The sequence below is a fragment of the Dactylosporangium darangshiense genome, assembly GCF_039537565.1.
In the GTDB taxonomy this organism is placed as follows: domain Bacteria; phylum Actinomycetota; class Actinomycetes; order Mycobacteriales; family Micromonosporaceae; genus Dactylosporangium; species Dactylosporangium darangshiense.
In genome coordinates, this window is the sequence record NZ_BAABAT010000001.1 from 124,616 (window position 1) to 136,640 (window position 12,025).

A 12,025-nucleotide genomic window follows, 5' to 3' on the forward strand; every position below is an offset into this window, starting at 1 on the left:
TGTGCTGGTCCGTTAGCGACAACTGCGGCTGGATCACGCACGCCCGTCACCTCGCCCGCCGCGCAACACCGGTGGAAGAAACGGCACCCGACTCTCGGCTCTCCGGGTCCACGTTCGAGCTGTGCACCGTGCTGGATCCCGCCGAGCCTTGCCCTATCCGCATCTGCTCGACGCCTTGCCGTCGTTCGAGGCGATCTGGACCGCTTGGCGCACACGCTTCGAGCCCCCGTGCGGTGATCCCGCAGCGGAGTTCGGTCGTTGGACCGACAGTCGTCGGCCCCGCCGGTATGGCTGCGCGCCGCCAGCAGCAACCTGACCCAACTCATGCTCATGCGGTACCACTTCGCCGACACCGCCGAAGCGAACAGAGCCATGCTGACTGTCTGGAACTCCCGCGTCCATTCGTTCAACGCCGCCGACGAATCGCAGGGGCCGAGGGCCCACCGTTCCGGGCGTTCCGGCGCGTGCATACTGCCGGACCTCGAGAGACGCTTCGACAACTCGGACCGGTGCGCGTCACCGACATGCCGTTCCGCGGCAGCCAACGCATGGGTGACCTGGTCGCCGCACCAGCATGATCGAGATCAAGACCGGACGCATGCAGGACGAGCAGCTGGCCTGGCCGGCACCGTGCTGCAAACCGTCAAAGCCGCCTTGCTCGCCGAGGCCGAGGGATACAACGCAGCGATGTCGCGGTCTACCTGGCCAGGTATAGCCTCGTCATCCGAACACCGCTGCAGGAAATAGGAAACTGGCCAACGACCTAACCGGTGGCCTGGCCAACCTCGCCGATGCACGCCACGCCCTGACCCACGACGACCCACCATGGCCTCCCAACGCCCGCGGCCCTCACCACCGAGGGCGCCTCGACCTGATGCACGAGCCCCTTTCGGATGGACTTTCCGGTATCAACGTCCAGGGGCTCCGGCCGCCGGGACGACCGGTACCGGGTCCGAGATCAGTACGGTGGGCGGACGGTCCGACGGCCATCAACACGAGGGCAGCTATGGCTTCAGCGGCGGAGATCGACGACGAACAGCAGCACTTCGACCGTGCCGCCGAGGCCCGCGAGCACGCCAAGTCGGCCGCCGGCGATGCCGCGAATGCCGCCGCCCACGCCGCGGCCGCCGCGCAGCTCGCCAAATACGCCAACCAGCACCAGGACGCGCTCGGCGCCACCGGCAGCGCCGTCGCGCACGGCCGGATCGACGAGGCCGGTGAGGACCCGCTCTACATCGGCAAACACCTGATCCGTGACCACCGGCGCCAAGAGATCCTGGTCATCGGCTGGCAGGCGCCGGCGGCTCAGCGCTACTACCGGGCAACGCACGCCGACCCACGTGGGCTGACCCGCAAACGGACCTTCCACTGCACAGGCAACACGATCGACGACTTCACCGACGTAGTCTTCACGGCGGCGGCACCGGACAGGCCGCAGGGGCCCGACGGGGCGCTGCTCCGCGCGCTCGCCGAGGGCCGCACCGGCAGCATGCGCGACATCGTCGCCACGATCCAGGCCGCGCAGTACGAGGTCATCGAGGCTCCCCTGGATACGGTCCTGGTCATCGAGGGCGGCCCGGGCACCGGCAAGACTGCCGTGGCGTTGCACCGGGTCTCTTGGCTGCTGGTCAATCACCCTGACCAGTTGCGCACCTCCGGGGTGCTCGTCGTCGGGCCGCACCCCACGTTCACCCGGTACATCAGCACCGTCCTGCCCGGCCTCGGCGAGCGGGACGTAGTGCAGCGGGACATCACACAGCTCGGCCCGCCAGTCAGCCGCGGCCGGCCCGAATCGGTGCCATTGAGTCGGATCAAGGGCCAAGCGCGCATGGCCGGGCTTCTCGCCCGCGCGCTGCAGCAGCGCCTCGGCCGGCCCGAGCCAGCCGAACGGCTGCAGATCGACGGCCGGTTTGTCACACTCCCCGGCGCGGACATCGGCGCGGTCGTCGCTGAACTGCGCGACGGACCCGGCCCCTACGCGCAGCGCCGCACGCAGTTGCGGGCCGTCCTTACCGGGCTGCTCGAGCGGCGCGGCGTCACAGCCGTGCCGGCCCGCCAGCGGTCCGTCGACAATCTGCTCGAGCGGCTCTGGCCCCAGTTGAGCCCGCCGGCGCTCCTGCGCGACCTGCTCGGCTCCCGAGATCGGCTGCGGGCGGCGGCCGGCGACGAGTTCACCGCCGCGGAGATCGCCCAACTGCGCCGGCGCGGTGCCGACCGGCTATCTGAACAGATCTGGAGCCGGGACGACCTGCCCCTCCTCGACGAGGCCGACTTCCTCATCAACGGAAGCCCGGCCGAGCGGTACGGGCATGTCGTCGTTGACGAGGCGCAGGACCTGTCGCCGATGCAGCTGCGGTCAATCGCCCGGCGGAGCGCCACCGGGTCGCTCACCGTGCTCGGCGACCTGGCCCAATCGACGGGGCCGTGGGCCCGCGACAGCTGGGACGACGTGACCGCGCATTTGCCGGGCACGCATCCTCGCACCATCGCGCAGCTGCGCTACGGCTACCGGGTGCCGCGGCAGGTGTACGAGTTCGCGGCGCTGCTCTTACCGATCGCCGCGCCGCTGACTGCGCCGACCGAGGTCGTCCGGGATGGGCCGCGGCCCGGCATCCACCGCGTCGAGGCGGCGGACCGGGCCGGGCGGGCGGTCGCCATCGCCCAGGCGCACGTGGCCGAGCGGCGGTTCGTCGGCATCATCTGCCCACCGACGTGCCGCCCCGACGTCGAGGCCGCCCTGGCGGCCAACGACGTTGCCTGGAGCAGCGCCGACCGCGGCGAACTCGGCAACGCGATCAACCTGGTCAGCCCGCAGGAGTCGAAGGGCCTCGAGTTCGACGCCGTTGTGGTCGTCGAGCCGGAGGACATCGTGGCCGGCGACGAGCACGGCCACCGGATGCTCTACGTCGCGTTCACCCGGACCGTCGGCCACCTCGACGTAGTCTGCGTCGGGGAGCCGCTGCCGATGCACGTCGCCGCACTTGCACCGGCCGGCGGCGAGCCGCCGGCACCAACCGTTCCCAGCTTGGGACCAGACGCCCTGGCGCGGCTTGCGGGCGAGGTCGCCGAGCGCGTGCGCCGGCAGAGTCCGTCGGACCAGTGGGACGAGGTGCTGCGCGAGGCGGCGAAGTTGCTGCGCGACTGAATAGGCTACGCCTGGCGCAGGATGGCGTCGTGGGCGAGGCGGTGGCCGACCTTATGCTCGACGATCAGGTCCCGGATCTGGAGGATCGTGTTGCTTGCCCGCACGTGAACGTTCAACTCCTTCGCCAGTTGCAGGAGCTGGGCCTTCTTCAGCTTGAGGTCGTCCAGGTAACGCGCCGCCGACTGCCGGTCGCCGAGGCTGCGCAGATCGGCGTCGACCTGTTCGGCATTGATCGCCAGTGCGACCGGCTCCGCCTTCCGCGCGGGACCGCCGCTGATGCGGGCGCCCTTCGGTACGACCATGAGCCGGGAGTTCCCGGCCAGGAGCGCGTCGTACTCGTCCTTCTTCAGCTTCTTCAGGAACTCCCCGATCTGCTGCAGCATGTCGTACGTGCGGTCGGTCGGCACGGTCACCCGACGCTCCTCAAATCCCGATCTTGGCTATGAATTCGCTGGTCAACTGCGTCAGGTCGTATTCGACGTTCTCGGTGGTGTGCGCAGCGAGCACGGCAGGGATGCCGAGCTCGCCGGTATCTGCGAAGACATTCTTACTTTCCCGCAGGCCCTGCTGAAACAGCGGTACCTCGGTCTGCCCGGTTCTCTCGATGTAGCCGCGCAGCTTCGTCATCAGCCCCGACCCCGCGTATTGGATCATGGTAAAAACCACGCCGAGGATCTCCGGATTGATGCTCGCGTCCGGGTCCGGCCCGGCGACCCCGTTGTACTGCTCGACCAACTGGGTCAGGCGGCGGCGCAGATATGTGATACCGAGCGTCGACAGGTAGTCGGCCTTCGCTGGAACCAGGATGTGCTCGCTCGCGACGACCGCCGTCCGGGTCACCATGTTGAAGTTGGGCGGACAGTCGATGAGCACCACGTCGTACTCGGCGAACTCGTCGTCGGCGAGCGCGTCGGCGAGCATCCGGTGGACCTTGAGGTAGTCGGGGTTGAACGTCTGGTACCGCGAGCCGCCCAGTCCCGCGGCGAGGTCGAGTTCGACGTCGACCAGACCGAGGTCGGACGCGATCAGGTCGAGTCGCCCGCCCCGATCGCCGAGCCGCGCGTTGATCCGCGGTGGCGTGGTCACCATGTCCCGCAGCGGCTTCTGCGACTGCGACCAGTTGAACGAGTCGTACCAGTGCAGAACCGTCTTTGCCGGGCGCAGTTGCGCATCCCACTCATCGGCCGCGTAGAACGAGAACGTCAGGCTCGCCTGCGGGTCGAGGTCGATGAGCAGCACCCGGCGGCCGCGATTGGCAAGGTCGGCCCCCAGGTTGGCTGTCACCGTCGTCTTGCCCACGCCGCCCTTGTAGTTGAGCACTGAGATGACGTTCACTCACCCACCCCGACAACGCCGCCAGTCCCGACAATGCTGAGAGCCTGTCACAGCCCGGCGGCGATCGACTCCTCCGAAGGCAGGAGGCTATTCCGGCCCGCCAGGGCCCCGCCAGCCGGAGTCCCATTCGCAACCTCGGCGACGAGGCGCGCCGAGCGATCGAGGAGCAGTTCCTCGGACGTACACGTCGGTCCTGCCGCAAGGGGCCCGGGACGCCGCCGAGGTAACGGCTGCGCTGGTACCCAGGCGGCGATAGACGCGCACACCTGCTGGACCCAAGTCCCGCCGGCTGACCTATGAGCAGCTGGCGCACGGATCCAGCGTGCCCGGCCTATGTGAGAACTACTGCGTCGGCGTGCCGGCCGTCGCCGCAGGATCCGAGATACCGCAGACATAGGGGCGTTCCGCAGAGGCTTGGCCCCAGCTCCGCTACTACTCGTGGTTTTTCAGCCACGCATTGAGGCACTCCGGTGGGCCCGGTAGCGGTTCTGTAGGAAGTCGGCGACTCGCTGGATATCACGTGGAGTGTTCTGGACATCGTTCCATTTCCGGACGACGCCATCGCCGAAGGTCCACTCCCCCTCGGTCCACCGGCAGTCGTCGGCAATCAGCTTGAGATCCGCGGCGAACTCCTCAGCGTCGGGGATACCCTCGTTCTCGTCGCGAGTGTGGCTGATGGCGTCCATCAGGTAGCCCATGCTGATGATGCCGGCGCCGTGCATGAGTCGAGACTTCCTGGGCGGCTTGTTCCAGGCTTCGGGGAAGGTCTGCTCGACCGCCGACCAGAAGTTGTACAGCAGCGTGAGCATCTCACCGGCGTTGGGCAGAGCCTGGTCGTTGCGGAACCGGTAGAGCGCGCCGTCGGACAGGCTGTTCTCGAGCATGCGCAGCACCGAGTTGTCTTTGATGTGACCGGTGGGGTTAGTGGGTGTCTGGATCATCCGGTGCAGTGGCGAGCGCACGGCGTCGAAATTGAGCCGCTCGAGCAGCGTCGCAGGGAGTTGGCGCACGCGCAGTGGCGTAGGCAGCGCGCCCGAGGCACCAGGTAGCAGCTCGTGGATCAGACCCTTCGGCAACGCCTTGGTGGAGTTGACCAGGATGAACTGGGAACGCTGGTCAGCGGTGTCGTTCGCGATGAAAGCACTGATGCTAATCGGGAACGCTTCGACGTTGGCCTCACGGATGGCGGCGCAGCGCTGCTGGCCGTCAACGATGAAGCCGGGACGATCATGCTCTGGGCCATTGGTGAGCGGGATGACGAGGGTTCCACTCTCGACGTAGTCGGGACCGGCCTCGTCGGCTGGTGCCGGCTCGAAGCGGACGCGGTTGTCGAAAGCGATCACAATCGCGTTGGGCAGCAGCGGGCTGGCGTCGGTCTCGATGTACCGGCGGATGGCGGCCACGTGTGCAAGTACCTCAGGCCGCTGATAGCCGTGGAGTTGGGTCTCTCCGTCACGGCGGATCCGCGAGACCGTGGCGATCTGGGGCACCAGCTTGCCGTCCATCGCAAAGGTGTAGAGACTGCGGCCTGGCCCCTGCTGGATCTTCAGCGCGGGCAGCCGCAGTTTCTTCGCGGTCGTGGACGAGGTGTCAGTCCCGGTCTTGGTCACGCGGAGTTCCCTCCTTGCTGGCACGCAGCCGCTGTTCGAACACGTACAGGTTGTGGAAGCCGCGCCGCTTGTTGCGTTCGGCTCCTCTGAAGATCACGATCTCGATGCCGAGCGCCTTACATAGGTCGCAGGAGCAGTCTCGCCAGGGTCGAGCCGTCAGAGTTTCACGATACTGGCTGCTGCGATCGGACCTACCGTCCCAAATGGCGCTGTAGTCAGCAAGCGCTTCAACGACCAACTCGACATCGACCTTGTCGTCGTCATATTGGCGCAGCAGTGACAACGCTGCCCGTTCGAGCTTCAATGCCTGGGCCTGGCTGACCTCGCCGGAGCGGATACGGGCTTTGAGCTTGGCGTTGCCGTCGACCTGGGGCACCCGTAATGCGACGTAGTTGCGGTCCGGGGCGTGGTAGTTGTCGCGATCGTCCTTGAAGGCTTGTCGGAACGGCGCGGTGCTATCGAAACTGGTGACGCCGTGCTTGGTGAATGTCGGAACGTCTTCGCATCGACTGATCCCGAGCAGGTGTAGTTGGGTGGTTGCGGCACGGACGTCGTCGACGCCGGCAAGGCAGGCAAGGATCTCGTGAGTCTTGAGTGGGACCATGCCGCCGAGTGCGATCCGCCTGTAGCCGATCCGTTGCAACGCGGCTACGGCATCGGCATAGGACCGCGGACTCCAGCCCTGTGCAACGCCGAGCGGTGTGAAGCCGACACGTCGGGCCTTGCATCGCTGCCAGAACTGTTCGGCAAGCTCGAGGGTGATCTCTTGCCGGCGACGCCATTCAGCGGCCCGCTCGTCATCGCGGGGCACCGTGGGCTCGTACTGGAAGATCACGTGGTCGACGGCGATGCCGTAGTGAAATCCGCATCCGTCGTAGAAATCGATGACGTCATCGACGCTGTAGGGCGGGTACTCCTCGGCAACGTAGGAGAACGCACCGCAGTCGCCCATGATCTTGAGGGGTGTGTGACCGTGATTGAGCCGGAAGAAGCGCTGGGCTCCCTCGCGGTAGAGGCGGTGTCGTTGCGCGACGGTGTACTTGCCGGCGCTGCCCGCTTGGCCGTCGACGATGGCTTTGGAAACCAGAATCCCGTCGAACGGTGCTTCGGTGAGGACCTCGTGGGCATACTGTTCGTCGCGCTGGCGCACCCGGAACGGGTCACGCTCTTCGGTGATGAAGTCGAAGCTTGGGTCAACCTGATCTTGGCTGTCCGGGAAGAAGAACTTCATGTCAGCTCCGCCCGCGCGTTGAGGTAGAGGCGGATCAGATGACTGGACAACTCTTGGATGTGGCGAGGCACGCTCTCGATCTCGTTCCAGCGCAAGCCCAGATCGTTCCACGTGCCGCTGGTCCAGCGGCAGTGGGGGGCGATGAGGGCGAGGTGTTGGCGGATAGTTTCGGGTGCGTTGGGCGTTCGCGGGTCAACGATCCCGAGTACTCGGTCCATCAGGCGGCCCATGGACCTAATACCAGCACTGTGCATGAGCCGGCTCTTGCTGGCCGGTTTGCCCCACGCATCCGGGAAGACGTCACGCACTGCCGCCCAGTAGGTGAACAACGCGTGCAAGATGCCGTCGAAGTCCGTCTCGTTGCGGCGCATGTCCCGGTATGGGAAGAGGCAACCTGATGACGATGTGAGGCTCTCGCTGATCATGTCCACCACGACGGTATCGGTGATGACGGCGCGGGATGCTCGATCCTTCGTCGTGGATGCCCGTTTGATCAGCCCGTACATGGGGGACGCTTTGTCGTTGTTGAGCACGTCGCACAGTGCCGACGGGGCCTTGCGCATGGCAAGGCGTGGTGGCAATGGGCTGTCGACCTCCGGCAGCAACTCCGTGACCAGGCCACGCGGCAACGGGCGGGTGTTGTTGACCCGCAGGAACTGGTCGCGCTGGAGGTTGACGCTATCGGCAACGAAGGCAGTTACGGGCACTGGGTAGTCGCGTCGCTGGGTGCGGGCCAGCGCGATGGCTCGTTGCTGGCCGTCGACGATCCAGGCCGGCTTGGGTTTGCCGGGCTGCGGCAGCGGGATGGTCAGGTTGCCGGCTGTGGCGAGCCCGTCGCCCGCGCCAGGTCCGCGGCTGGACCGGAACTTGGCACGGGATGACAACGCGAGGATGATCGGATTCGGAAAGATCGCATCGCCATTGTTGAGGTAGTCGATGATCTCTTCGATGTGCCGACGTACCTCGGGGCGCTGGTAGCCGATGAGGTTGCCCGCCTCATCCCGGCTGACCCGAGAGATGTCGGCAACGTCCAGGATCTCATCGGCCCGTAGGGCGAACAGGAACAGCGGATACCTGCCCGCTTGATCGATCTGCAGCGCTCGACGGGTGAGTTCCTTCATTGTGGCCGCAGCGGGCATCAACTCCTCACCTCGGCGGCAACCTCGGCGAAGAGCACTCCGAACCGGGCCTGCTCACAGGATTGTCCCGACTGGCGCAGCTGACGTAGCAGGCGTGTCGCCGATCCTGGTCCGGTGGTTAGGCGGCTGCGAATGTAGCTGCGGACGTCATCGTCGGTAAGCCGCCGCCCGCCGAGCCGGCGGCTGCGGTCCGGCGGTGCGTTTGATGTCTCTTGTTCAGCGAGCTTGCGCAGCGTTGCGCGAGACAGATCGTTCGTTGCGGCTGCCAGCAGGCGAGCGGCGGCTCGTACGTTCAGGGCTTGTAGGCTTCCGCCCACCACAGGCCGCAGGCTCGCGGTTACCGGCACGATCAGGTCTTCAATCTCAGCACAGCGGCCCGGCGGGCCGATGACCATCAACTGGTCCTGGTCATTGAGGCAGTCAACTGCCCGTCGTAGGTCATCGGCGCAGGCGCGCATGTACGCCTCCGAGAGCACCGCGATGATGACCGCGCCGGGCTCACGACGTGCCAGGTCGGTGAAGGACCGCGGCTGTGCCGGTTCTGGATCGCGCCATGCGGTGAGACGGTTCCACCACGCTCGCATCTCGGCAGGGGTAGAGCCGACCGAGTCTGGCTCTCCCGCGGCAAAGGTGGCAGTGTACGGTGCGATGGCGCTGTCGGCTGCTATGAAGCCGTAGCCTGCGGAGCAGATCCACAGCGAACCAGGGCCCGGCAGGTGCGTGGGGAGTTGTCGTGCAACGTTCCAGTGCTCGCCGGCGTACAACTTGCGGGCGAGCACACGGCTAACCGTCGTTGCGGACAGGCGTTCAGTCCAGGTGTTGAAGCGTTGATCGGGGCGCTGCTGGCGGAGATGGCCCAGACGCAAATCATCGGAGATCGCGCTGGTCTTACGGTTGGAGCACGTGACTATGACGTGGATCGGCGGGTAGACAACCGCATCGTCGCTAGCCATCACACTGGCCTGGCGGTTGTCACGCTCGACCAGCCCAGCCGCGCATAGGCCGCGTGGTTGTGGATGCTTTCATCGTTCATGACATACACACGAAACTCGGTGACACGGGAGTCGCCGCGGAGCGCTTGTGCGACGTTGCGGGCCATGTCCTCGACGAACACGGGGTTGTCATAGCCTGCCATCGTCACGTGACGTTCATCGGGACGCTTCAGCAGCGCGTAGACGGGCGATGAGGCAGCGGACTCGGCGACCTCGATGAGATCGTCGAACCACAGATGCACAGGCTCTGCCGGCCTCGCTTCGATCGTGATGTAGCCGCGCTGGTTGTGCGCACCGCGGTCGCTGATGGCCTTGCTGCACGGGCACACACTGGTGACCGGCACCCGCGTCTTCAGCGTCAGGGCAGAACCGATACCGGCGGCACGGGCGTCGAGCGCACATCCGTACTCGGTGAAGGACCGCATGCCGGTCACGGGGGCGGACCGTTCAAGAAAGTACGGAAAGTCGAGACGGACCTGCGCACTGGTGCTGCCCATGCGCACCCGCAGATCTTCAGCGAGACTTCGAACGGTGTCGGGGCCGAGCTGGTCTCGCCAGGCATGCAGAACCTCGACGAACCGGCTCAGGTGAGCGCCTTTGACATCGGCATCAAGACTCACCGACATGCCAACGGTGGCAACCGTCTCACGTTTAGTGCCTTGTCCGTCCGCGACAAGCAGGGGGTAGCGCAAGCCGTCGATCCCTACTTCGTCCAGCGCTATACCGCGCCCGTCCGGTAGACCCTGCACATCAGCGAGCACTACTGCTCCCCTCGGTACACACACCCCGACGTGCACGTTTCCCGCACCTCGACAGCCGACAACGGTAGTTGGTCGATCAGTCGATCCCAGATCCAGCGAGCAAGCACCTCGCTGGTGGGGTTTTTCAGGCCCGGCACCTCGTTGAGGTAGTAGTGGTCAAGCTGGTCGTGTAGCGGCTGGAACGCCTTCTTGATGTCACCAAAGTCCATCACCCACCCAGTGACCGGATCGACATCCCCGTCGACGTGGACCTCGACTCGGTAGGAGTGCCCGTGTAGGCGTGCGCACTTGTGTCCGGCAGGCACATTCGGCAGCTGATGCGCAGCTTCGAAGGTGAACTCGCGGAAGATCTCCATCAGGCAATTCCTATGTATTTATGTGTTTGAAGGCTCAACCGCCACTGCGGGTGGCTCAGGCAGTACTGCACTGCAGCCGCGGTGTTTGAAGCCTGGTCGGGTCCGTCCATCGGCTGCAACATGAAATGCTTGAAGTCGAGCCCTTCAAAGAACTCTGGCTCCGCACCGACCTGCGGGAAGACGAGCTTCAGGTCGTCGCCGTGGTTGAGGACCAGGTCGGCGCCGGCCTTCGGGCTAACGCACACCCAGTCGAGGCCGGTCGGGGCCGGTCGCGTCCCGTTGGTCTCGACCGCTACCTCGAAACCCTCAGCATGTAGTGCCTCGACGGCAGCATCGTCCAACTGCAGCAGCGGTTCACCGCCAGTGCAGACCACGTAGGGACGGCTTCGGCGATGCGGTTGCCCCTGCCACGCCTTCGCTACGGCCGCAGCAAGGTCTGCGGCAGAACGGAAACGGCCCCCGCCGGGGCCGTCCGTACCGACGAAGTCGGTATCGCAGAACTGACAGATCGCGCGATGCCGATCTTGCTCCCGGCCAGTCCACAGGTTGCAGCTGGTAAACCGGCAAAACACTGCCGGCCGCCCAGCGTGCGTGCCTTCGCCCTGCAACGTGTAGAAGATCTCCTTAACCCGGTACATCCGCGATCACGCCGCAGCAGTGAGAGCCGGGTCAGTAAGGCCCAACTCAGCGAATCCGCGTCCACGCAGCAAGCAGGAGTCGCAGGTGCCGCACGCGCGACCATCGACGGGGTCGTAGCAACTGTGGGTCAAAGCGTAGTCCACACCCAACGCCAGGCCGCGACGGATGGTCTCGGCCTTCGTCAGTTCGATCAGCGGCGTGTGGATCTTCAGCCGCTGCCGTCCCTCGACTCCGGCCTTGGTCGCAAGGTTGGCCATCTGCTCGTAAGCGGCGATGTACTCCGGGCGGCAGTCTGGGTAGCCGCTGTAGTCCAGCGCGTTGACACCGATGAAGACATCAGATGCGTCGAGCGTCTCAGCCCAGGCGAGTGCGAACGACAAAAAGATCGTGTTGCGTGCAGGGACGTAGGTGATTGGAATGTCTGCGCCCAACTCGTCCGCACTGGCGTGGTGCGGCACGGCGAGGGCATCGTCAGTGAGCGCTGAACCACCGAAGACCCGCAGGTCGATGTCTGCCACCACGTGGCGGGCCGCGCCGATCGCCTTGGCAACCCGGTCAGCGGCGTCGAGTTCAACGGTGTGCCGCTGGCCGTAGCGGAAGCTCAGTGCGTAGGTTTCGTACCCTTCGTGGACCGCAATGGCCAACACCGTCGCCGAGTCCAGTCCGCCGCTGAGTAGGACGACCGCCTTACGATTCGCCGTCGACATGTGCCGCCTTCCCTCCGCTCCTACCGAAACTGCACAACCGTGGTTTGGCAGGTAGTTGCAGTTTCGGGCGTTGATCGTTGTCAGCTTACCCATCCGAAAGCAGCAAGGGA

Annotated in this window: 11 protein-coding genes; 1 reads left to right on the forward strand and 10 read right to left on the reverse strand. The window is 65.7% G+C overall.

Annotated elements, in window-relative coordinates:
- The first annotated feature begins 1,006 nt into the window (after nt 1–1,006).
- Nucleotides 1,007–3,145 carry a HelD family protein gene (locus tag ABD901_RS00580; protein ID WP_345119995.1) on the forward strand — a complete coding sequence of 713 codons (2,139 nt, stop codon included), beginning with the start codon at nt 1,007–1,009 and terminating at the stop codon, nt 3,143–3,145.
- A gap of 5 nt (nt 3,146–3,150) precedes the next feature.
- Here the strand turns inward: ABD901_RS00580 and ABD901_RS00585 are convergent, their stop codons facing one another.
- From ABD901_RS00585 to queC, 10 genes are all read right to left on the reverse strand, one after another.
- Nucleotides 3,151–3,558, reverse strand: a complete 408-nt coding sequence (locus ABD901_RS00585) for a hypothetical protein (protein ID WP_345119998.1) — start codon at nt 3,556–3,558, stop codon at nt 3,151–3,153.
- Between the two features lie 10 nt (nt 3,559–3,568).
- Complete coding sequence (locus ABD901_RS00590) at nt 3,569–4,465, reverse strand: ParA family protein (protein WP_345120001.1); 897 nt, start codon at nt 4,463–4,465, stop codon at nt 3,569–3,571.
- A 461-nt stretch (nt 4,466–4,926) separates the two neighbouring features.
- Nucleotides 4,927–6,090 carry a DGQHR domain-containing protein DpdB gene (dbpB, locus tag ABD901_RS00595; RefSeq protein WP_345120003.1) on the reverse strand — a complete coding sequence of 388 codons (1,164 nt, stop codon included), beginning with the start codon at nt 6,088–6,090 and terminating at the stop codon, nt 4,927–4,929.
- Nucleotides 6,071–7,321, reverse strand: coding sequence for a tRNA-guanine transglycosylase DpdA (dpdA, locus tag ABD901_RS00600; RefSeq protein ID WP_345120005.1), 1,251 nt, complete (start codon nt 7,319–7,321; stop codon nt 6,071–6,073). The genes dbpB (ABD901_RS00595) and dpdA overlap by 20 nt, the downstream gene beginning before the upstream one ends.
- Nucleotides 7,318–8,460: a DGQHR domain-containing protein DpdB gene (dbpB, locus tag ABD901_RS00605; RefSeq protein ID WP_345120007.1), complete on the reverse strand. Its 1,143-nt coding sequence runs from the start codon at nt 8,458–8,460 to the stop codon at nt 7,318–7,320. The genes dpdA and dbpB (ABD901_RS00605) overlap by 4 nt, the downstream gene beginning before the upstream one ends.
- A complete protein-coding gene (locus ABD901_RS00610) occupies nt 8,460–9,413 on the reverse strand; it encodes a hypothetical protein (protein ID WP_345120009.1) in 954 nt (317 codons plus the stop codon). Before ABD901_RS00610 ends, dbpB (ABD901_RS00605) begins: the two co-directional genes overlap by 1 nt.
- Nucleotides 9,413–10,213: a GTP cyclohydrolase FolE2 gene (gene folE2 / locus ABD901_RS00615; protein ID WP_345120011.1), complete on the reverse strand. Its 801-nt coding sequence runs from the start codon at nt 10,211–10,213 to the stop codon at nt 9,413–9,415. Before folE2 ends, ABD901_RS00610 begins: the two co-directional genes overlap by 1 nt.
- Nucleotides 10,213–10,569 carry a 6-carboxytetrahydropterin synthase QueD gene (gene queD, locus ABD901_RS00620; RefSeq protein WP_345120013.1) on the reverse strand — a complete coding sequence of 119 codons (357 nt, stop codon included), beginning with the start codon at nt 10,567–10,569 and terminating at the stop codon, nt 10,213–10,215. Before queD ends, folE2 begins: the two co-directional genes overlap by 1 nt.
- A complete protein-coding gene (queE, locus tag ABD901_RS00625; protein ID WP_345120015.1) occupies nt 10,569–11,207 on the reverse strand; it encodes a 7-carboxy-7-deazaguanine synthase in 639 nt (212 codons plus the stop codon). Before queE ends, queD begins: the two co-directional genes overlap by 1 nt.
- A gap of 6 nt (nt 11,208–11,213) precedes the next feature.
- Nucleotides 11,214–11,915: a 7-cyano-7-deazaguanine synthase QueC gene (gene queC / locus ABD901_RS00630; protein ID WP_345120017.1), complete on the reverse strand. Its 702-nt coding sequence runs from the start codon at nt 11,913–11,915 to the stop codon at nt 11,214–11,216.
- Between the last annotated feature and the right edge of the window lie 110 nt (nt 11,916–12,025).

Excerpts from the sequence above, each read along its gene's own strand:
- queD (WP_345120013.1), bottom strand. The coding sequence starts at position 10,569 with ATGGAGATCTTCCGCGAGTTCACCTTCGAAGCTGCGCATCAGCTGCCG.
- dbpB (WP_345120007.1), bottom strand. The coding sequence starts at position 8,460 with ATGCCCGCTGCGGCCACAATGAAGGAACTCACCCGTCGAGCGCTGCAG.
- queC (WP_345120017.1), bottom strand. The coding sequence starts at position 11,915 with ATGTCGACGGCGAATCGTAAGGCGGTCGTCCTACTCAGCGGCGGACTG.
- ABD901_RS00580 (WP_345119995.1), top strand. The coding sequence starts at position 1,007 with ATGGCTTCAGCGGCGGAGATCGACGACGAACAGCAGCACTTCGACCGT.
- ABD901_RS00610 (WP_345120009.1), bottom strand. The coding sequence starts at position 9,413 with ATGGCTAGCGACGATGCGGTTGTCTACCCGCCGATCCACGTCATAGTC.
- dpdA (WP_345120005.1), bottom strand. The coding sequence starts at position 7,321 with ATGAAGTTCTTCTTCCCGGACAGCCAAGATCAGGTTGACCCAAGCTTC.
- queE (WP_345120015.1), bottom strand. The coding sequence starts at position 11,207 with ATGTACCGGGTTAAGGAGATCTTCTACACGTTGCAGGGCGAAGGCACG.